The organism is Kineosporia mesophila (assembly GCF_021129235.1).
Classification (GTDB): domain Bacteria; phylum Actinomycetota; class Actinomycetes; order Actinomycetales; family Kineosporiaceae; genus Kineosporia; species Kineosporia mesophila.
Map to the genome: position 1 here is coordinate 688305 of NZ_JAJOMA010000001.1, position 24289 is coordinate 712593.

Sequence of the window (24289 nt, forward strand, 5' to 3'; positions counted from 1 at the left end):
TGGTGGACGGTCTCGGCGTCTCCCGGGGTCGCGGCTTCGGCGGGGCGCGCCCGGACCAGGCCCCCATCGAACCGGACGTTCAGGAGGAGTCCGAGAGCGAGGCCGGGGAGGAAGTGCCTGAGCCGGACCTCGAGGTCCTGCAGGTGACCAACACCGTGTCCGGCACGATCGCCACCGCGATGGTGAAGTCGCCGAAGCCGCCGTCCCGCAGCGAACTCGCGCAACTTCAGAAGGACGTCCTGTCCGCGGTGCACAATCTGCTGCGCACCAGTGCCTTCTCCGACCTCCTGCCGATCGTGGCGCCTACCCGCAGCGCCGCCAAGGGCAAGGGAACCAGCACCACGGTCGACGTGACGGCCACCAACATGTCCCGCCGGGCCCGCGGCAACCTGGAGGCCCTGGTCAACCTGACCGACCCGGAGAACCTGGCCAGGCTGTGGGGAACGCAGGAGACCTCGATCACCAGCGAGCCGCTGGAGCCGCGCAAGCTGGCCCAGATGGTGTCCAAGAAGTGGGTCACCGTCGAGCTGAACCGGCATCCGGACAAGGGCCTGACGATCACCTCCAGTGACGAGCCGACCAAGCTGGTGATCCGGAGCAAGCACCAGCCCCGGCTGGTGGGTGGGCTCTCCACCCGCGAGATCGGCAGTCAGGTGTTCTCGTCGGCCTCGGAGTCGGAGTCCACGGCCCCCATGCACCTGGCCTTCGACCGGGACGGGATGCCGACCTTCCAGGCCGGTGAGGTCCTGCTCGCACTGCCGCCGAGGGTCTCCGCCGCGCAGCCGTCCCGTCCGTCCAGCAGCTACCGCGGGGTGCCGCCGCGTAACCTGCCCAACGAGGCCAAGCTCGACAACCCGCCGGCGGACCTGGACTGGGACCGGCGGGGCGAGGGCACGCCGCAGACCCCGGCTCAGTTGCGCGCGCTGCCGATGGACCTGCCGTCGGTCGAGCAACGCCTGCAGCAGCTTTCGAGCCGTCGCCGGCAGAAGCTGATGAAGCAGGCCGAGGCGGTGATCGAGGAGCACCAGTACGTGCCGGGGACCTCCGAGCACGGCTGGGACCGGCTGATCAAGGGCTACCGGCCGGAGGTGCTCAGCCGGATCGCCGACGTCCTGCACCTCACGCAGACCCGGGACTGGCGGGTTCTCAGCAGCCGGGACTTCGCCGGGTACTTCGTCGAGGAGTACCTGCTCTCCCGCCCGCTGCCCTGGCCCAAGGAGACGGCGGAACCGGAGCCGGCCCCGGCCGAGGACGAGCCCATGATGCGGGGCGCCCTTCCGGCCCGCGAGACGGTGACCCAGGAACCGGAGCAGGAGCCGGAGCAGGCCGACCCGAGCAGCACCGAGCTGGTCCCGGCGCCCCGGGCCGCGAACGACCTGGACAGCGAAGCGATCGACGGTGCGGTCGGCGAGTACCGGGACTTCCGGGCTCCCCGGCCGGATCCGGAGGCGGCCGCGGCCGCGATGAAGGAATTCATCGGCACGCTGTCCTGGGACGTCGAGCCGGGCCCGGCCACGATCACCTCGGCGGCCCGGACCCTGCTGGACGGGCTGGGTCTTCTTCCGGTCCGCTCGCCTCTGGCCGGCCCGCTCGGCGCGGCCGTGGCCGCGGGCCTCTACCGTTCCTCGGCCGACCTGCTGACCACCGACGTCAGCCCGCTGGCCTGGCCGATCCGGCTGGCCGGCATGCTGCTGGACGACCGGCGGGCGGGGGAGTCCTGGCCGGCCCTGGGGATCCGGACCCTGACCGACGAGATCGCCGCCGACGTCAACCGGTGGATCGACGACGACTTCCCGGTGGACGAGGTGCCGCGGGCCGTCGTCGACGGCCTGCGGCTGAAGGACGAGCCGGACCCCGGCGTCCAGGCCGTGCTGCAGTTGACCGCGAAGCTCCTGGACCACCCGATCCGGGTGATCACGGCCACCGGTGGGAGCCACCGGTTCCCGGTCGACAGCGACCGGCCGGACCTGGTGCTGGTGCAGGACGGGTCGGGGGTGCTGCTGGCCACGGTGCCGCAGACCGCGGTGCCGGCCCTGTTGCCGTTCGGTCGGTCCGGCGTGCTGCGGGCCGGGGCGATGTCCACCGTCGGGGGAATGACCTCCGACGCGGCCGCCTTCGGCATCCTGCACCGCTTCCTGCAGGCCGTCACCGGTGCCGGGGAGGTCGAGGGGTTCGATCAGGAGGCCGCCGAGAACCTGGTCGGCCAGTGGCGGCAGGTGCTGACCGGGACCACCACCGTCAAGGGCAAGGCGCCGGCCGTCGGGCTGGCCCCGGTGCTCGAGCGGACCCAGCGGGACGCCGGCCGGCAGGTGCCGCCCTCCGCGACCCCGGACGAGCTGATCAAGGTGCACCCGCGCTCGGGCGACCCCAACCGGCTCACCGGTTTCCAGAAGCGGGTGCTGGCTGGTCAGGGCCGCGCGGCGCTGTGGACCAAGCCGGGCGGAGACTCGTTCTTCGAGGCGCTGGCCCTGGCCGGCAAGCACGGTCTGCAGCCGCTGGCCGGACTGGCCGACTGGCCGGCCAGCGCGATCCGGCTCGCCTTCGCGGCACTGCTGCAGGCCGACCTGGTCGGGGCCGGCGGCCGGTCCATGCCTCTGCTGGGCATCGACGAGGCCCGGTTCGCCGCGCACAAGGACCACTTCCTGCGCCAGCTGGGGCAACTGTCCCGGCCCGGTCAGGACGCGCCGCCGCTGATGATCGAGTCCCTGGCCCGGGTCGTGCCGCAGATCTTCGGCGTCGAGGTCAACCTGATCAGCCCGACCCGCCACGTGCTGACGACCGAGGCGCAGGAGGCGTCCGGCCGCCCCGTGCTGTGGCTCGCCGCCGGTGCCGACGGCCAGGTGATGCCGGCCGTCCCGGTGACCGAGGACCATGACGTGATCCGCCGGTCGGTGCCGGCCGGGACCGACCCGGCTGGGCTGGAGGGCCCGCCGGTGGACAAGCCGGCCCTGATCCTGCCCGGGCCCGATTCGATCACCCACCGCAACGGCATGCCCCGGTCCGGCCTCCCCTACGCGGACGAGGTGGTGCGCCAGGCGCTCGCCGCCGCGGTCGCCGAGGGCGAGACCCTGCCGATCAAACCGCTCAGCCAGGCGTCTTCGACGGTGCTGCGCAAGGGCCGGGCGCCGGGTCCGCGTTCGGATGGCCGGGTGCGGGAGCGGTGGAGCCGCACGGACGCCGCGGAATCCCGCGAGATCCTCGAACGCAAGCTCGAGCAGGCGCTGATGGACAACGCCCGCGAACTCTTCACCGACGGCGACGTCATCGACATCGGGGACGTCGAGGTCCTGGTGAAGTACGAGCCCAGCCACGCGGACTTCGTGCCCGACCCGCTCGGCTCGGTGGACGACGTGCGCACCGGGGAGCCGAGCGCGAAGATCCAGGGCGACGGTCAGAAGCCCGCGCCGGCGGAGTTGAAGGCCGGCCAGACCACCCACGGCGGTTTCACCCTCGGGGGTAACAGCAACAGCTACTCGGGCCTGATGGAGCGCACGGCGCTGCGAGCCGGTGCGGCCTTCGGTGTCGGGATCGCTCCGGGACTGTTCGAGGTGTTCCGCTTCGGGATCTCCCTGTCACTGACCATGAACCAGCTCGACCGGGGGATCGGGGCCTTCAGCGACGTCGAGTCGGCCCGGGTCGCGGACAACCGGGCCGCCTCGGAATTGCTGCAGTACCGGCCCAACGTCGTGGTCAGGGTCCGGCGCGCCGACAGCGGGCTGAGCTGGGACCAGGCCCGGGAGGTGTGGTCCAGCGCCAAGGCCCATCCGGCCGGGCAGAAGCCGCTGCTGCTGTGGGTGCCCGAGCACTACCTCAAGGCCCCCGGCCGGCAGATCCAGGCGATCGCCCCGACCGGCCGGTCGCCGCAGGCGCGGGCCGACCGCAAGATGTTCGAGGACAACTCCGAGCGGCTGCCGGACCATCCCTTCGTCGCCGGGCTGACCGGGATGGCGAAGGCCGGGGACCTGATCCGGGCGCACCTGGCCGCCCGGGGCCTGCAGTTGCCCCAGTCCGCCCGCAAGGAGCTGCGGCAGGCGCTGAGCCAGGTCAAGTACAACCTCGAGCAGGCGGTGAACCTGCGGCTGGATCTGGCCGAGGCCGGTGTGCCGGACGGCGGTCACGTGTTCACCGTGCACACCGGACGGGGCCGCCCGCTGGCCACGATCACCGTGCAGAGCAAGCGGCTCGGCGGCATCACGCGGATCGGCGCCACCGAGGCCAAGGACCTTCTGGAGCGGGTGCAGACGCTGATTCGGGGAGCGTCCGACCGGCAGAACACCAAGAACGAGACCAACGTCCAGCTCTCGGCCGAGTTCGGGCTGTACCCGCTGCCGAAGGTGAGTGTCGGGGTCGGCCTGTTCATGGCCTGGGCCTGGACCAACACCGACACCACCTCGGCGGCCCAGACCGGCCTGCACGTCAACGTCAACAAGCACGTCCTTGGTTCGGCCGGCTACCACGTCCACCTGCGCCACCGCTTCCTGGTGGCGATGGCCGGCCGCCCGGACGAGCCGTCCCAGACGCTGGGTCCGGTGGACGGCGACGCCATGCTGCGGATCCCGCAGATGGAGGCGTTCGCGTACGACTTCCCGGTCGACGCCGACTCGCTGCGCCGGACGGTGCCGGACGGCACCACGAACGTCACCTTCAGCCCCTCCGCGATCGACGACAAGAGCACTCCGGCCGGCGAACTCGCGGACGTGCGGCTGGACCCGCCGCTCACCGACGGGTACGGCTTCCACACCGCCCTGATCCGGCACCCCGACGCGGGCGTGACGAACATCCTGCGGCAGGTGCTCGACGAGCTCGCCCAGGCCGGTTTCGTGCCCCGGGACTGGGCGCGGTTGCTGTACGCCTGGAAGACCCACCAGAGCCGGGACGGGCGCCGGCGGCTGGGCGGCGCGGACATGCAGTTCGGGGTGTCCAGCAAGATCGCCAACCTGCGGATCGTGCTGAACAACATCTCCCTCTCCGGTTTCGACGCCGGGTACGACGAGATGCACCAGAACGATCCCGGCGACCCGGACGTGGACAAGGTCGGGCTGTCGTTCCTGCTGCGCGGTGATCCGTCCGTGGGCAAGACCCGGCGCGCCCTGGTCACCCTTTTCGGTCATTCCGACGTGACGAGCCTGAAAAGCGTTGACGCGAAGGGCAATTCGATCACGTTCCAGCGGCGGACACCGGCGTTCACGGTCGCGTACCTGGACATCCCGATCGGGGTGGCCAGTTACGGCATGGGCGGGGGCAAGAAGTTCACCTTCGGCGTCCGCGGCAGCGTGGGTGAGAACCTGCTGCAGATGTGGAGCGTCAGCGCCCAGTACGAGCGGGTGATCGGCGCCAGCGTGAACGACACCATGGTGGGCAACGTCCCGATCGTCATCGAGCCCACCGACAAGCTCGACGAGCACAAGGTGCTCGAGAGGTACCGGGCGAAGATCGGTTACGGGGAGCTGACCCCGCGGGGCCGCGACCATGCCGTCTACCGGGGCATGGACGGCGTGACCCGGACCTGGCTGAGCACCGAGGTCCAGATGCCGGTCACGGCCTACCTGCCGCAGCCGTTCCACAGCACCGCCCACCCGCCGCAGACCGTGAACCAGACGCTGGACGTCCGGGCCCTGGAGTCCGGGGTCGTCTTCTACTTGGACATGCACGGTGTGCTGACCCAGATGCTGCGCATGCAGAGCCGGTTCACGCATCCGGACGCTTCCGCCGCGATACCCGTCCGGAACGTCTTCAGCCAGGTCAACACCAGGTCCTGGGCCGGGTCGACGCTGGCTGGGGACTTCCAGATGGCGCTGTTCCAGGCCGGTCTCGTGACGAACAAGAAGGGCGGGCTCCGGCTGGCCGCCCAGGCCGGCCAGCCGGTGGTGCTCGGCCGCTCGACGGACCCGGTGGTGACCGCGAAGGTGCGGGCGAACATCCGGGAGATCGCCACCAGCATCTCCCGTGGGCACGGGTTCAGTGCCTCGACGGGCCTGCGGCTGGGCGATTCGGTCGCCGATGCCGACCACGTCAGCGGGGTCAACACCGAGATCGGGATGAACATCCGGTACGGCCGCAACCGTAACCAGGGGCAGAGCAACACCTCCGGCGTGGAGACCCTGCACATCGACATCCACAGCGTCGTCGCCGTGGCCGTCCCGCTGACCTTCGAGGCCGGCAGTTTCGCCGAGAAGAGCAACAAGTTCTGGTTCACCTACCCGACCACCGACACGGTGACGATCGCCGGCCAGCGCTGGGCGATCGTCCTGTGGCCGGAGCAGTGGGCGATCCGCAACTTCGGCCGGGACTGGGGCCCGATGACCGAGACGCTGCTGATGGACGCGCTGCGGCGTTGGGAGGGGGTGCACCTCCAGGACGGCGAGAAACCGCTGACGTTGAGCAACGAGGTGGTCGGCTCGGTGCTGGACCGGATGGACCGGGAGATGCCGGTGACCCCGGAGGACGAGCACTGGGCCGCGCGGCAGTCCTTCCGGGACACCCACGCCAGTGGGGACCGGGACGCCCTGACGGTGCGGCTGCGGGAGATCGGCAAGACCAAGGAGCAGCTCGCGCAGCTGCCGTACCTGGTCAGGACCGATGGTGGCCCGGTAGCCCTGGGCCACCACGGCGTCATGGACATGACCTTCCACGAGAAGCTGCCGGGCGTCGGCCCGCGCAGTCTGCCGACGCCGGTCTCGGCGCTGGAGGCGGTGCAGGGCGCCGTCGAGGAGGCCGCCCCGGGCCTGCTGGGGGCGCTCGGCCGGGACTGGGAGATCATGGGCGCACCGCCGGCCAGCGTCCTGGGCCGGTTGCTGAAGAAGCTCTTCGGGGGCAAGCCGATGTCCGGGCGGCTGGCGAACGGGACCGACTTCCTGCGGGTCCTGCTCTCCGGTGGACGGGTGATGGGCTGGGCCGACGACATGATGCACACCAAGGGCATGTCGTTCCAGCTGGTGAACACGCGAGCCGGCTCGGTGGAGGACATCCTGGAGGTCCGGCTCACCCTGCGCCTGACCTCCGAGCCGGAGATCACCGGTTACACGCCGGGCACCGGTCAGGAGATCTTCGACCACAACTACAAGGGGCAGAGCCGGGGCAAGAGCAAGGACGTCAGCTACGGCGGCACCGTGGGCAAGATCGGGCTGGCCGGTGCGGAGGCGACCAAGAAGGTCTCCGGCGCCCCGCAGCTGGACGTCGGCGGCGGCCGGCACAGTTCGAAGAACACCTCACAGCTGGAGACCCGGGAGGACACCGAGTCCACGTTCCTGGCGGAGTACCAGCACCGGGTGCAGTTCGAGTGGGACGTCGAGGTGACGCCTCTGCTGATGCCGAAGCGGCCGGTCAACAACGTCGCGAAGATCGCGCTGGACGCCTTCACCGGTCGCGGCCGGACGGTGCGCCGCACCTACGCCGGTGACATGGAGTTCTACATCCCGGCCCCGTACGTAGAGGCCGAACCGCTGGCGCCCTCGCTGGACCCGTACGACCTGACGCCGGCCCCTTCGCTGCAGAGCACCAAGCTGTCGGCCGCGTTCCTGGACAAGGCCATTGACGCCGCCTACGAGCTGTTTGGCCGGGTCGCCGGAGACCAGGCGAACGACACCGCCTATCGGCCCCCGGTGGGTCTTTCCGGCGCGCTCACCCGTACCTCCGACCGCACCCACCTGCCGGACATCCTCGCCGAGCAGGGGTGGCAGCTGCTGGCCGGCGTCCCGATGCCGGGCAAGACCCGGGAACGGGTCGACCTGTACTTCAAGGGGGAGATCACCGAGCTCGAGCCGACTCACGGGATGGAGGGGCTGGGCAGCGGCAACTACGTCAAGCACCAGGTCGGAACCAGTGTCGGCGCCTCCAAGGACGACATGCGGGTGACCTTGACCGGTTCGGCCGCCGGAGCCGAACAGCTCAAGGGGCCGGATACGGCGCCCGCCGGGGGCTCGAGCAACCCCAGCGGGACGACCAACCCGACCGGGGCGACGAACCCGTCGCACCTGGACGACCCGTGGCGCACCGACACCGTCAGCCCTTCCGGAGCCCTGGACCGTAAGGCGCCGCAGGGCGATGGCCGCTCCTCGGCGGTGAACAAGCGAATCGAGGCGCACGCCAAACTCTCCGGCACGAGTTTCGAGTCCTACTTGCTGACCGGGCGTTTCCGCGGCCTGTTGCTGGCGGTGCCGCACAAGGCCCGCTTCACCCACATCACCCGGTTCCCGTCCCTTCAGCAGGGCAGCGACGTGATCCAGGGCAGCATCTGGGGCAGCGCACCGGCCCATGTCGTGAACGAAGTGCTGACGCGGCAGGACGAGAAGCGGCGCACGGCCACCTATCAGACCTCCGACCCGGACCCCCTGCAGACCTGGTCCGGCCCGGACGCCCTGACCCCTCACTACCAGCTGGACCGGTTGCTGGCCGGGGCCGTCCGGACGAACCCGGACTGGCGCGCCGCCGTCGACGAGGTCTCCGGGTACATCGCCAAGCACAGCCGTTACCACCAGCTGGTGCTGGAGACCTCGCCAGGCTTCCGGGCGCTGGTGCGGTACCTGTCGGTGGCGCACTGGGCGATCGACGAGCTCGATCGCACCAACCCGGCCCAGGCCCAGGTGGTGCGCCGGCAGCTGGACCAGAAACTCGGCTCCGAGCTGCTGGAGCTGAGCGTGCCGCAGGGGCCGGCGGCCGCCGAGGTGGCCCGGGTCGACGGCGAGATCCAGAGCCTGTTCACCCTGGTCCAGGCCAACCAGCCGGAAGGGGTGCCGGCCCGGCCGACGCCGTTGACCGGCACCACCGGCTGGGACCTGATCCAGACCGGCCGGCGGATCGCCTTCAACCTGCGCCGCAAGGTCGAGATGCAGGAGTTCCAGGGCGACGGCAACCCCATCCGGTACCGCTTCGACGAGCAGGCCCGGATGTTCCGGGTCGGGTCCGACGGCCGGGTGCTGTCCGCCCGGGCCGCGGTCCAGCGGATCGTGAGCGACCTGCGGGTGCAGGACCCGATCACCGCGGACTGGCTGGCCGGGCAGGCGGCCCAGCTGACCGACGCCCGGCTGGAGGAGCTGTACCGCAGTTCCTGGCTGCGCCAGCAGACCTTCGAAGCGGCACTGCGGGAGAACTTTTCGGTCGCGCTGCCGACGGTGGTCGAGGTGGACCCCGAGGATTCGGACTCCGGCCGGCCGGAGTCCGACCACGCGGACGACGAGCAGACGGACGACGAGGGTTCGGACGACGAGGGTTCGGACGACGAGCGTTCGGACGACGAGCGTTCGGACGACGAGACGGCCCGGCCTGCTCCGGCGATTCCGCCCCGGCCGCGGCGGGCGCCGCGCGGGCAGGTCGCTCCGGTCGGCCCGCAGACGGTCGCCGACCCGTTGGCGCTCGACCGGGACGTCCTGGACCAGATCCAGGAAACGCTGAAGGACGGGCTGAGCGCGGTCGGCCGCGCCGATCAGTATCCGGCCCTGGTCAAGAGCTTGCCCGACCGGCTGACGACGCTGGGGACCATGAACGGCCCGCTGCCGGCGTCCGGCGAGAAGAGCCCGGCGCAGACGATCTGGGTCGAGATCAGCCGGCAGGTGATGTTCGAGCCCGGCGCCGAACGACAGCCGCCGACCCGGACCAAGGCGCGGTTCTCGGTGCTGATCCGGACCGGCAGTGGTGAGTTCGGCGCCGAGCCGGTGTGGACCGGGCACGTGGTTGCTCAGATCGAGGAGGCCGACGAGACCGGCCCTGCGCGGCTGACGTCCCCCGAGCCCCACCGCGCTCACGCGAACCAGGTGCTGGAACGGCCGATCCGGATGACCCCGGCCGTCCGGGCGCTGACCAGTCTCGGCTTCGGGGCGCAGGCCCAGCAGTTCGCCTCGGCCGCACCGGCCCGCCGCTACGAGCTGCTGACCGAGATCCTCGACCAGCTGAACCCGGCCGCTTCTGGCTCAGGATCGATCGAGGCACTGCGCGCGGCCGAGACCCGGGCCGTGAAGACCATGGCGCAGTTGCCGACGCTGATGGACGACCTGGAGGTGATGGTCCCGAACCGGCCCTCCGCCAGAGTCCTGCCGGCCTGGTGGTCGAACTGGACCGCCCGGACCGGGGCCCTGGTGGGCGCGGCCCCGAAGCAGACCTTGCCCGTGGTCCGGCCGATCGCCGAGGCCCTGGTCTTCGCGGGCACCGGTGAACGGCTCTCGGACCGCGCGACCGCCGAGAAGCCTCTGCAGCAGCAGCTTTCCGATCTGGCCGCGGTGGCCCTGATCGAGGGCGGGCAGTCCGAGGCCAACGTGAGCTCAGGCACCGCCGAGCAGACACGCTCCGCGATCGCCGCCGTCGTCCGGCTGCTGGACCGCGAGCGCCCCCGGCTGCGGGGGGCCGGGTCGGAATATCAGGCGACGCAGACCGAATGGCAGCCGGCCGCTCAGGCCGGCTCGTGGAGCGACGAGGGAACGCGTCGGATCGATCCGTTCCTGACGCAGGTTCCCGCCGAACAGTTCGGCCGGGGCCTGCCGGGTGGCCGGATGGCTCCGCCGATGCCCAGCCGGGAGGCCGGTCAGACGCAGTTCGCACCCGCCAATCCGAAAACCGTCGGAGCATCGCAGCGATTCGCCGAGCTGCCGGAGACCCTGCCGGCCCTTCCCCAGGCGTGGAACTCCGGAGCGGTCACTCGCGCGCTGTCGTGGCTGCCCGAGCCGGGGCCTGGCCTGCGGGTCGATCCCGCGCGTGTCCAGGAGGTTCGTGACTGGTGGAACGGCTGGAGGGCCGCCACCGAGCAGTACCTGGGCAGCATTGCCGATCGGCAGGAGGTGCGGACGGCCACCCAGCTGGCGTGGGACGTGGTTCAGCAGGGCGCCGTGATCCGGGGCAGCGGGGTCTCGTCCACGTACGGGCCGGCAGCGGCGCTGAAGAAGGACTTCGAATCGTTCGTAGCGGCGGTGATGCTGGCGAGCGGTGAGGAGGGCAGCTCGCAGACCACCGTGGAGATTGTGGGGGCCGCCCGGGAAATGGTGCGGCGATTGTTCCCGCTGCTCGGGCACGAGGCCAACCGTCTCCTCGGCGGTGGTAAGCGCAAGGTTGCGGCCAAGGATCCGGCGTCGGTGAAACATGGGCCGTTGCGTACCGAAGCCGTCGAGGCGTCCACGTCTGAGCCGGAACCGGCCGACCCGGATCTCCAGGTCGAAGAACTGAGTGCCTCGGTGAGCGGTGTGGTGCCCCTGCCCACGGCGCTGTTGCCGCAGACGCCCTCACGGGCCGAACTCGAGCAGTTGCAGAGCGACATCCTCTCCGCGGCGTACAACATCTTCTCCCGTGGTGGATTCGCCGATCTTCTGCCGCATGTGCAGGTGAGCGGGAAGGGGGCCACCTCCGGTACGGCCGTGACCCGCTCGTCCACCCGGGCCACCCAGAACCTGGAGCTGCTGACCAACCTGACCAGCCCGGACCACCTGGCCCGGCTCTGGAACTCCGAGACCACGCTGATCAGCGAGCCGCTGGTGCGGCGCCGGCTCGACCAGTTGGCGGCCAAGAAGTCGGTCATCGTCGAGGTGAACCGGCGCCCGGGCCGGGGCATCGCGATCACCTCCACCGAGGAACCGACCCAGCTGGTGATCCGCAGCCAGCAGCAGACCCGGCTGATCGGTGGCCGGTCGACACGGCACATCGCGCAGATCTCGGTGACCTCCGACTCGGACTCCGCGGCACCGGAGACCAGGCTGGTCGTCGACCGGTCGGGCCGGATGGCACCGGTCAAGGTCGGCGACGCCCTGCTCAAGCTGCGGGCCACGGCCGGGGCCCAGTCGCCCACCACGATGAAGCCGGTCGGCAGTCCGCGCGGGGAGGCACCGCGCCACCGCCCCGACCTGGCCAGGACCGACGATCCGCCGCCCCTGGATCTGAACTGGGAGAAGCGGGGCCATGGCCCGGCGCAGGACCCGGCCACCGTGAGCGCACTGCCCATGGAGTGGCCCGACGTCGAGCGGCGGGTCAACGCCATCGACCCGAAGCAGCGCGAGGCACTGACCAGGCGCGCCGAGAAGGCGATTGCCGAGCACGGGCATCTGGCCGGGGCGAACGCGCGCGGCTGGAGCGAGAACTTCCGGAAGTACCCGACCGAGGTCACCCAGCGGGTGGTCGACGTCCTGCACCTGACCGACAATCCGAACTGGCGCACCCTGGCGGCCAACTCGTTCGCCACGTATTTCGTCGAGGAGTACCTGCTCGGCCGGCCGTCCCCGTGGCCCGCCCCGGTTTCGGCGCCGATGGAGCCGCTGACGGAGGAACCGCCGCCGGTCCTGGACCGGATCGTCGAAGAGGTGGAGGACGAGGAGGACCGGCCCGGCACCAGCGTCCCGGCACTCGCGCCGCCCGCGGCCGAGGCGAGCGGCTCCACCATGATCACGCAGCTGCCGGCCGACGGTTCCCTGGAGGAGAAGGACCTGCGGACCGCCGTCCAGTACTTCGACGACTTCCGCGCGCCGCGTCCCGACGCGGCGGCCGACGCGGTGGCGATGGAGGAGTTCCTGGGCAATCTGGCCTGGGACGTCGAACCCGGCCGGGCCAAGATCTCGGACGCCGCCCGGGCCACGCTGGACGAACTCGAGCTGCTCCCGGTGCGTTCGCCCGCGCCCGGCCCGATCGCCACCGCCGTGGCCGCCGGCCTGTACCGCTCCCTGACCAGCCTGCTCACCGGGGACTACACGCCGCAGACCTGGTCGGTGCGGCTGGCGGGGATGCTGCTGAAGGACTTCGGCGCCGGCCGCGGCTGGCCGCTGCTGGGGATCACGAACCCGGCGCCGGAGGTCACGGCCGCGGTCATCGACTGGATGGACGGCGACTTCCCGGTCGACGAGGTGCCGGAAGAGGTCCTCGACGCCCTCGGACTGGCCGACGAGCCCGCGGCCGGCGACCAGATCCTGCTGCGGCTGACCGCCCGTATGCTCGGCAACCCGATTCGGGTGATCACCGCCGCCGGCGACCAGATGCGGTTCCCGGGTGAGGTCTCGAAGCCGGAGATCGTTCTGGCCCAGGACGAACTGGGTGACCTGCTGGCCACCGTGCCACAGTCCGCGGTGCCGGCCCTGATGCCGTTCGGCCGCACCGGGGTGCTGCGTGCCGGGGCCATGTCCAACCTCGGCGGAATGGCCGCCGACGAAGCTACTTTCGGGATCCTGCACGACTTCGTCCAGGCCATCGGCGGAGGTGCGCAGATCGACGGCCTGGACACGTCGTCGCCCGAGGCCCTGGCCGATCACTGGCGGCAGCTGCTGGCCGACTCGCATCCGGCCGGCCTGCCCTCGTCCGGTTCCTCGAGCCGGGCCAAGGGCAAGGCCAGGGCGGACGCCCCGGTGATCACCGACGCGGCCCTGAACCGGCTGCTGGACCAGACCCGCACCGCGGCGGCGGCCTTGCCGGCGCCGACCGCGGCACCGGAGCGGCTGGTCAAGGTCCAGCCCCGCTCGGGCGACCCGAACCAGCTGACCGATTTCCAGAAGCGGGAGCTGGCGAACCGCAACCTGGCCGCGCTGTGGACCAAGCCCGGCGGCGACTCGCTCTTCGAGGCGCTGATCCTGGCCGGCAAGCACGGGCTGACGCCGTTGTCCGGCCTGGCCGGATGGGCGCCCAGTGGGGTTCGGCTCGGGATGGCGGCCCTGCTGCGGGCCGACCTGATGGCGGCCGGGGGCCGGTCGATGCCGCTGCTGGGCGTGGACGAGGCCCGCTTCGCCGAGAACGCCGAAGACCTGCTGGGCCGACTGGCGCAGCTGTCGATGCCGAACGCGGCCGCCCCCGATCTCCTCGCCCAGTCCCTGGTCGACGTGGTGCGCGACCTCTTCGGCATCGAGATGGCGCTGATCACTGCCGATCAGCACGTGCTGCTCTCGGACGAGGAAGGCACCTCCGGCCGGCCGGTGCTGTGGCTGGTGGCCGGGGTGGACGGGCAGCTGATGCCGGCGGTCGCGGCCACCGAGGCGCACGACGTCATCCGCCGTTCGGTCCCGGAGGGCATCGACGCGGCCGGTCTGGACGGGCCGCCGACAGTGAAGCCGACCCTGACCCTGCCCCGGGCGGGCGCGATCGTGCACCGCAACGGCATTCCGCGCTCCGGCCTGCCGTACCTGGACGAGATGGTGCAGCAGATCATCGCCGCCGCCGAGGCAGCCGGTGCGAAGCTGCCGCAGAAGCCGGCCCCGGTGGTGCCCCCCCATGTCCTCCGGAAGAAGAATGCCGGGGCGCCGACGCCCAGGAAGATCCGGCAGACCTACAAGACTGCCGACGCCCAGAAAGCCCGGGAGACACTGGAACTCAAGCTGGCCCAGCAGCTCCTGGACAACTACCGGGAGCTCTCCAGCGGTGGGGACATCCTCGAGGTCGGTGGCGTCGAGGTACTGGTGCGGGCCGCCCCGAGCCACGTGCAGGCCGTCGAGGACCCGCTCGGCTCGATCGACCGGCCCGAGCCGCTGCCGACCGTCGGGGGCAAGGAGCGGGGGCGCAAGCCCGGCCCCGGTGAGTTCCGGGCCGGCCAGACCACCCAGGGCGGGTTCAACCTGGGCGGCAACACCAACAGCAATTCCGGGCTGATCGGTCGGACCGCCGGCCGGGCCGGCGTGGCTTTCGGTATCGGTATCGCCCCCGGGGTGTTCGAGGTCCTGCGGATCGGTGGGTCCCTGGCGCTGACCATCAACCAGCGGGACCGGGCCACCTCCGCGTTCAGCGACGTCGAGTCGGCCCGGGTGGCGGACAACCGGGCCGACTCCGAACTGCTCAGCTACCGGCCGAACCTGAGTGTCAAGGTCCGGCCGGTGGGCGACTCGCGCACCTGGGACACCATCAACCCGTCCTGGACCAGCGCCGGGACCCGCCCGGAGGACCAGGACCGGCTGCTGCTCTGGATTCCGCAGCATTACCTGCAGGATTCCGGTCCCCAGGTCCGGGCGGTCGCGCCGGCCGGAACCACCCCGGATGCGCAGGCGCTGCGCAAGAAGGTCAGCGACAACGCCCGCCGACTGCCGGACACCCACTTCATCGCCGGGATGACCGGGATGCCCATCGGGTACGACCGGGTGCTGGCCGCCCTGCGCGCTCAGGACATCAAGCTGTCGACGCACGGACGCCAGGAGCTGTGGCGGGAGCTGACGAAGCTCAAGCACAACCTCGACAAGGCCGTGAATCAGCGGCAGGGACATCTGTTCTCGGTCCACAGCACCCGGGGCACCAAACCGCTACTGGTGGCCACCACCAAGACCGAGAGGTTGCCGCGGATCCGGCGGATCGGTGCGACCAAGGACAAGGACCTTCTGGAGCGCGTGCAGACCCTGATCCGTGGTCTGACCGACCGGCAGAACACCCGGCAGGAGACCAGCGTCCAGTTCTCCGGCGAGTTCGGCCTGTACCCGACGCCCGGCCTGCCGCTGGCCTCGCAGATCAGCGCCGGCGTCGGCCTCTTCATGGCGTGGGCCTGGAACAACACCGACACCACGTCGGGGGGCCAGACCGGCCTGCACGTCAACGTGCACAAGAGCATCCTGGGATCGGCCGGCTACGAGATCAGCCTCCGGCACTACATCTCCGTCCACCTGCTCGGCCGACCTGACCTTCCCCCCCTTCGCATCCCGTCCTTCCGGAGCTCGGCGATGCTGCGCATCCCGCAGGTGGACGCGTTCGAGTACGGCTTCCCGACCGACGCCGACGTCCTGCGCCGCAAACCGCCCGCCGGCGTCACCGAGGTCCCGTACTCCGAGGACGCCATCGACGACAAGAGCGTCCCGGCCGACCAGCTGCAGAACGTGCGGATGGACGAGATGCTCTCGGACGGCTACGGATTTCACACGTCGCTGATCGAGCACGACGACGCCGGGATCCGCGACCTGATGGACCAGGGGCTGAACGAGCTCGCGGCGGCCGGTCTGGTGCCGAAGAACTGGGATCAGCTGCTGAAGAAGTGGAAGACCCATGTGGGGGCGGACCGGCGCCGCAAGCTCGGCGGCGCCGACATGCAGTTCGGTGAGGCCAGCAAGATCGCCAACCTGAAGATCTTCCTGAACAACGTCTCCCGGCCCGGGTTCGACGGCGGGTACGACGAGACGCACCAGAACTCGCACGGTGTGGCCAACGCGGACAAGGTCGGCCTGTCGTTCCTTCTCCGGGGTGACCCGGCGCTGGGCAAGGTACGGCACGTGCGGGTCACGCTGTCCGGGCGCTCGGACCCGGCCCACCTGAAGGCCTTCGACGCGCGGGGCAACGCGGTCACGTTCACGCGGCGGACGCCGGCGTTCACCATTGCGTACCTGGACATTCCGATCGGGGTGGCCAGTTACGGTCTGGGTGGCGGCAAGAAGTTCACGTTCGGCGTCAAGGGAAGTGTGGGCCGCGGCCTGCTGCAGATGTTCAGCGTCAGCGCGCAGTACGAGCGGCTGATCGGCGCCAGTGTGAACGACACGTTCGTGGGCAACGTCCCGATCCTGATCGAGTTCGGCAAATGGCTCGACCAGCACAAGTTCACCGACAAGTACCAGCTCCACATCACCTACGGCGACCTGGCCGAACGGCCGCGGTCACACGCTGTTCATCGCGGTATGGATGCCCGGACCAGCACCTGGTCCAGCGCCGAGGTCGACGTGCCGGTCACCGCATACCTGATCCCCCCGTTCTCGGACCCGACCGCGCCGTCGGCGGCTGCCGACCGGCCCATGGACGTGCGCGCCCTGAAACTCGGGGTCGTCTCCTACGCGGACGTGCACGGCGTCCTCAAGGCCATGCGCGACCTGCAGAGCCGGTTCAGCGGGCCGGACGGCGCGAACGACCAGGAGGTAAGCAACTTCGGCAGCGCGGCCTTCATCCGCTCCTGGTGGGAGACGGCCGCCCAGGGCACGCTGCAGACGGGCCAGCTGTTCGAGTCCGGCTTCTGGTTCAACCGACTGGGCGGGCTGCGGCTGTCCGCTCAGCTCGGCCGCCCGACGGTGCTCGGGCGCTCCAACGATCCGCTGGTCACCGGCAAGGTCCGGGCCAATATCCGGGAGATCGCCATCGCGAACTCCCGGGGCCACGGCTGGAGCGTCTCGGCCGGCGCCCGTGCGGGTGACTCGGTCGACGGGATCTCCCACCTGAGCGGGATCAACACCGAGACCGGGGCAAACCTGCGCTACGGCCGCAACCTGAACCAGTCCAAGAGCAACACCTCCGGGGTGGAGCTGCTGCAGCTCAACTTCGAGCACGTGATCGCCATCGCCATTCCGCTCACCTACCGGGTCGGCAGCTTCGCCGAGAAGCACAACATGTTCGTCCCCACCTATCCGAAGATCGCCGAGGTGGAGGTGCACGGCGATCGGTGGGCCATCCTGCTGTTCCCCGAGCCGTGGGCGCTGAAGAACTACGGCAAGGGCTGGGGCCCGATGACCGAGCCTTTGCTGATGGACGCGCTGCGGCGCTGGCAGGCCAGGGACCTCAAGGACGGCGAGTCGTCCCTGGCGCTGAGCAACGCCACCGTCCAGGCGATCCTCGACCGGATGGACGACGAGATCCCGGTCGGGCCGGCCAGTCCGGCCGGAATCGCCCGGTCCTCCTTCCGGGCCACGCACGCCAGTGGCGACCGGGACGCGCTGACCGTGCGTCTGCGGGAGATCGGTAAGACCAAGGACCAGCTGGCCCAGCTGCCCTATCTGCCCAAGGCATTGGGGCATCACGGCGTCCACTCGATGACGTTCCAGCGCAAGCCCTCGGCCGGTGACACCGGCACCAAGCCGGTCGAGGTCTCGGCGCTGCGGGCGCTGCACGACACGATCGAGCAGGCCTCGCCCGGTCTGCTCACGCCGCTGGGCGAGGAGTGGTCGCTACGGGGGGTGGCGCCGGACAGCCGACTCGGCCGCTGGTGGCGCACCCTGGCCGGTAACCAGCGGATGACCGGCCGGCTGACCTCGGGGACGGACTTCCTGCGCGTCCTCTTCTCCGGTGAGCGGGAGATGGGCTGGGTCGACGACATGGAGGGCCCCAACGGCATGACCTTCGAGCTGGTCAACACCCGCGGTGGGGTAGTGGCCAACGTCCTCGAGGTGACCCTGAAGCTACGCCGCACGACCAAGCCGGTGATCACCGACTACGTCCCGAAGACCGGCCAGGAGATCTTCGACCACAACTACAAGGGCCAGAGCAAGGGCAACAGCCGGGACCTGACCGGTGGGTTCAGCGCCGGCAAGCTCGGTTTTGCCGGTGCGGACAACACCTCCAAGGTCTCCGGGGCGCCGCAGCTGGACTTCGGCGGCGGCGTACACAGCTCTAACACCACGTCCCAGCAGGAGACCGAGGAGCGCACCGAGTCGACCTTCCACTCCTACTACGACCACGAGGCCCAGTTCGAGCTGGACATCCAGGTGGTCGCGGTGAAGATGCCGCACCGGCCGATCAACAACGCGATGGTCTCGGCGCTGAACGCCGTCACCGGGCGAGGTAAGCCGGTGGTGCGCACCTACGGCGGCACCATGGAGTTCTACATCCCGTCCCCGCACATCGAGGCCGAGTTGCTGAACCTGGTCTTCGACCCGTACGACCTGACCCGGATGCCGAAGCTGGGGAACATCAAGTTCGACGCCGCCTTCGTGGACCGGGCGCTCGAGGCCGCGTACGAGCTGGTCGGGCGCGTGGGCGAGGAGACGGCGAACAACACCCAATACCGATCGGTACCGATCTCCGGGCTACTGACGCCCACCTCGCTGCGGGCGCACCTGCCGGACATCGTCTCCGGCGGGGGGTGGAAGCTGAACGACGAGATGCCGTTGCCGGGCAAGACCGGCAACCGGATCGACCTGTACTTCATGGGCGATCTCACCGAGCTGGAACCTACCCACGGAATGGAGAACCTGGGAACCGGCAACTACGTCAAGCACCAGACCGGTACCAACATCGGCGCCTCCAAGGACTACCTGCGTCCGACCGCGACCGGTTCGGTGGGCGGTTCGGAACAGCTGATGGGCCCGGACCCGGGGGCCCTGGGCGGTTCCGACAACCCCAGCGGCACGACGAACCCGACCGGTGCGACGAACCCGGCGCATCTGGACGACCCGTGGCGCAGCGACAGCGGCAACTTCTCCGGGGCGATGGACCGTAAGGGCCCTCGCGGGGACGGCCGGGGGAAGGCGGAGAACAAGCGGATCGAGTCGCACGCCAAGGTCCCGGGGGCGACCTACACCCAGTATCTGTTCACCGGCCGGTTCCGGGGATGGTTCGTGGCCGTGCCGTACCGGGCCAGCTTCACCCATCGCACGATCGACCAGGCCCGGATCGGTGCCAGTGACGTGATCCCCGGGCAGGTCTGGGGGACCGGCGCGGCCCGCAACATCGACGTGCTGCGGACGAAGATGGAGCAGGACCGGCGGGTGGCCACCTTGCCGGCCACCGGTTCCGACCCGCTCCAGCAGTGGTCCGGCCCGACCGCGCTGACCCCGCGCTACCCCCTGGCCCGGTTGCTGGCCGATGCGGCCCGTGTCGGCCAGGACTGGCGTTCCGCGGTCGATGCGGTCTCCGAAACCATCCGTCAGCACGGCCGTTACGACGAGCTCGTACTGGAGACCTCGCCCGGTGAGCGCGCCCTCAGCCGCTACCTGGCGGTCGGCAACTGGGCCGTCGAGCAGCTGAGCCGCACCAACCCGACGCAGGCCGAGGTGGTTCGTCAGCGGCTGAACGCCGATCGGGCGGTGGTCCTGTGGCTGTTGAGCCGGCCCGACGGGGCCGCCACGGCTGCCGACATCGCCAGGCTGACCGGCCGGACCGAGTCGCTGCTCAGCCTGGTCACGGCGAATGGCCGCCCCGGTGCCCCGGCCGAGTTCCCGCTTGAGCTCCAGGCCAGTGGCTGGGACCTGATCCAGACCGGCCGGCGAATCGCCTTCAACCTGCGCCGTAAGGTGGAGCTGCAGGAGCTGGACGGTCCGGGCAACCTCACCCGCTACCGCTTCGACGAGCGGGGCCGGATGTTCCGGACGGGCCCAAACGGCCGGGTGCCCTCGGCCACGGATGCGGCCCGGCGCCTGGTGGCCGAGCTGCGGGCGCACGACCCGTTCGAGGCGGACCGGCTGGCCGAGCAGGTGGCCCGGCTGCTGCGCACGGCGCCGGACCGGCTCGAGGAGCTGTACCGCAGTTCTTGGCTGCGGCAGCAGTCCTTCGAAACCGCCCTGCTGGAGCTGCTTCCGGAAGACTCGATGGCGGACGGCACACCGCGGATCACCGACCTCGAACCCGAGGACTCGCACCACGACCCGGAGTCTTCGGATTCCTCCGACGACGAGCCCGACGTTCCCGCCCCGGTCTTCGATCCGTCTTCGAAGCAGCCGTCCGGTGAGCCGGTGGCGGCCCTGGTCGAGGCCGCCCTGGTGGAGTCGTCCCCGCGCCCGGCCATTCCGTCCCGGCCCCGCCCGCGCACTCGTCGCCCGGCCGCGTCAGGTGTTACCGCCACAATCGAGAAAGTGACGTACGGGGCGGACGGAAAGCCTCGTCCGCAGGTCTCCCGGCCGGTGAGCGACCCTGCCCAGAACCCGCTTGCGGCGTCCTCCAAGGAGTCGGTCGCCGCACCCGTCTCGCAGCAGATGACGCCCTATTCGAGCGCCCCCTCAGCACTCGTCCCGGGTGGTCTGTGGGTCGGGCAGCAGAAGATCACCGGGGAAAACCCGCTGTACCGGCAGCCGGGGGTGGCCGCGCTGGTCAGGGACCCGCAGGTGCGCGAGTTCGAGAGTGCGGACGAGCTGGTTCGTTTCGCACGAGGGGAAACTGACTATCTCGGGAACGTCTTCGGTGCGGCCGGAGGCTTTACGTGGGTACGGTTCTCATCCACCGGAACCAACATCATCGGTGAGGATCACCGCCAGTTCACGGCGTTCGATGTGCTCGCGGCGGTGAGTCGGGAGTCCGGAAGGGTGCCGTCCTTCGTCCACGAGAACATTCCCCGCGACGACCTGTCCACGTTCCCCAATCTGAAGAACAGTGTGTGGCAACACCATGTCGAGCCTGCTCTGCGTCGTCTTGGCATCGAGGCGGCCAGCGGCTGGTCCCGGTACGGGGTTGAGTCGATCTTCGGCCGGCTCGGATGGGTGGCCGCGCAGACGCGCCACGATCTGAACAACTTGTCCACCCTGCGGCCTGTGGGTAGCTACACGGACATGATGCAGATGTGGGGTCTGATCTGGATCGGCGCTCTGCGCTCAGATCTGCAGAACCGGGTGCCTGATCCGGCCGAGGGGCCGGAGGTGGCCCGGGCCGATCAGGAGATGGTGAACGTCGGGCAGGACCGGGCCGATGTGCTCAAGGATTTCTTGAACAACTTCGTTGCCGCCACCCAGAGTTTCTCCGGCGCCGTGCAGGAGGCTCGGCGAATGCGTGGAGACCAGTACGTTCAGTGGCGGGTAGTCCCGGCCCTGCAGTATTTCCTGGAGCGTGTCATGGACGCCATGGCGGAGCGGGCGCCGCTGGACACTTCCCTGAGCTATGTCGAACGCCAGTACCTGTCCGATCTCAGGGACATGGACGACAGGAGAACTTTCTTTCACTGGTGGCGCGAATTCTCCATCGGTGCGGGCACCCGTCACGCGATGAACCAGGGTGTGCGGTATGTCGGGCTGGGTGCCAACCACGCCAAGAACATGCTCGGTCAGGCCGCTTACGGCGGGACGCACATCTATGACCTGTCGGGCCCGGCCCGCCGAGCCTTCGAGACGCAGACGCAGCAGTTGCGGCAGCGGGACATGGCACCCCCGCAGCCCTCGCCCTACCAGCAGCAGTGGTTGCCCTACCAGCAGCTGACCCCTTTATCGCTCTCCGCGCCGGCAACCCTGTCTCTGCCCGCGCCGAAGCCGGCTCCCGTTGCTGCGCCGGGTATCTGGGTGGAGAACCAGCCGCTGGCGGCCGACCATCCGTTCCGGGACGACCCGGCGATCGCGCGGCTGGCTGGGGACGGGCGTGAGCACCGGTTCGAGAGTTTCCGGGAGCTGGCCGATTTCGCCCGTGGGGGTACCGATCACCTGGGCAACCTGCCCGGTCCGCACCGTCAGGACGAGTGGGTGCGGTTCTCGGCGACCGGGACGAACATCATCGGTGAGGACCACCAAGAGGTGACGCTGGCTCAGATTCTGGGGGCGACGCACGGTGACCAGAAGTTCTCGTTCATCGACGAGAGCATTCCCAACGACGATCTGAGCAACAGCCCGAAGCTGCGCGAGCTGCTGGGCAAGGCGCTGGCGAACGCGTTCAGGGGTTTCCGGTTCGACCCCAGCGGTGACTGGAGCGAGGTCGGCGGCGAATCGATCTTCCCCAAGATGGGGTGGGTGGTCGCCAAGCTGCGCAGCGACTTGGAGCAGGGCGGCAACTTCGCCGACCTCTCCGACCGTTATTGGGGTGCCCGGGCGCTGGAGATGCTGCAGCTGGCCTGGGCCCACACCGAAGACCTGGCCCAGAACCCGGTCGGGCTGACGGGGGAGAGCGAGCTGGTAGAGGCCCAGCGCGATCTGGTGCGGGATTGGCCGAAGGCCGTTGCGTTCCTGACCAGTTCGTCGGACTCGGGCGAGCGTCCGCTGGGGCAGTTGCTCACTGCCCTGCGCGCCGTCGCGGGCGGGCCGGCGTTCGAGTCCTGGTTCCTGCCGCAGTTGAGGCGTTTCGCGGATGCCTTCACCACGGTCATGCAGGCCCGCCTGGACCTGGACCCGGCCCTTGGCGTCGGCGAGAAGACCAGGGTGAAGCAGGTCGCGGACACCACGGGCAAGTTCATGACCTGGCGGAACTTCTCGATCGCGGCGGCTTCACGTGACGCGTTGGGCCGGGGTGTGCGTTACATCGGGATGGGCGCCGATCACGCCCGCCAGTTGCAATCGGATGGGCTGGTTCCGGGCGCACACTTCCACGATCTGACCCAGCAAACAATCCTGGGCACCTTCTCGCCGGTCTCGTCGGTGTCGCTCAGCGCAACCGCGACACCGCTTTCCCAGCAGATGCTGCCCTATTCGAGCGCGACCTCGGCGACCCACGGGTTCGAGCAGGCACGGTTCGGCCGTGATGCGGCGTGGTTCGGGGATCCCGGCCCTGCCGCCCAGCTGCCGGAACGGCTGCTGAACGCGCTGGAATCCGGGGCCGCTGGACAAACGCGCTTTGACATGCTGATTCATGACGTGGGTCTAGGCGCACTGAGCGAGGAGGTGCAGGAGACAGCACAGCAGTTGGTGCGCCACTTGTGGGAGCTGATGAGCGGTCAGCAGGTGGATCCGCCCCCCTATACCGCACGGACGCTCCATGCGTTGGTCCGGGCTCGGTGGATATGGGAGAAATTCGGCCCCGAGTTCGACCCCGATGGGGATGGACCGTGGTTCTACCCCACCGAGGGAGTTCATGGCGTATGGCTTGACGATCGCAAGGTAATTCTGGATCCGGCTGAACGTAATCGTCCACTGCTCGACTTCTACAGCGCGTCCGGAGCCGAAGGCGACGAGCGACTGGAAGCGTGGGCGGCGTCGCTCACCTATCAGGACCTGGTGCAGCGCGGACTGGTACTGGAACCGAATGACTACGCTTTCGAACGGTGGCGTAGCAGAGTCGAGGACCTGCTGTATCCGGTTCCGATCCCTGAGGACTACAGCGTCTTGATAGACCAGGAAACAAGTTGGCAAACGCCCGGCAGCGTAGCCGCACTGACGTCGTTCCTTACTGCGGAAAATGAACGCCTGGTGGGCGACTACGAGATCATGGTTATTTCTGACCTCAGTCAGCTGAACGTCGACGAACAAAGACAGGGTGGCTACGTTCTGGGCTACCTGGAGGCACTGGCACGCGCCTGGACCCAATTGGGCCGCCGGGATAATGCGGAGACGGCGTACGAACGCCTCCGGACCATGCAGGATCAGGTGGAGGTACTGGCACAGGAGGGCCGGATCGATGAGGCGCTCGCCCGGCAGCGCGCGGTGTTGCACATGCGACGGGCGGGCCTGGGGCCCGACAGTCCGTTCACCCAAGCTGCCGAAAGCCGGCTGCTGGAATTGCAACAGTGGTGGCCGTAAGTGGTGAACGAGCAGAACCCAGGAACCGGACAGTGGAGATGGATTCATTCACCGCCTGCTTCGTATGGCAGGTCCGCTTCGTATGGTGAGGCTGCTTATCCGGCTGCTGCTTTTGCCGGGGGTGGGTGGTGTGTAGATGACGGACGTGGGCTGGGCGAGGGAGATCACGGTGGTGAACGCCAGGATCCGGCGGCGTTGCAGACATCGTCGGACGATGAGATGTCTTCACCGGGTTCCCAGCAGATGGCGCCCTATTCGAGTGCGTCGTCGTCACCGGTCCCGGTGGCCTGTGGGCTGGGCGGCAGAAGATCACC

Annotated in this window: 1 protein-coding gene (running past one end of the window); it reads left to right on the plus strand. The window is 69.7% G+C overall.

The features are described 5' to 3' along the window. A protein-coding gene (locus LR393_RS02470) for a WXG100-like domain-containing protein (RefSeq protein ID WP_231481306.1) crosses the window boundary here: on the plus strand, window positions 1-23975 show its 3' end. The gene continues 26788 nt to the left of window position 1, outside the view; the window shows 23975 of its 50763 coding nt (coding positions 26789-50763); its start codon lies off the left edge, out of view; the stop codon is at window positions 23973-23975. Window positions 23976-24289: the final 314 nt, after the last annotated feature.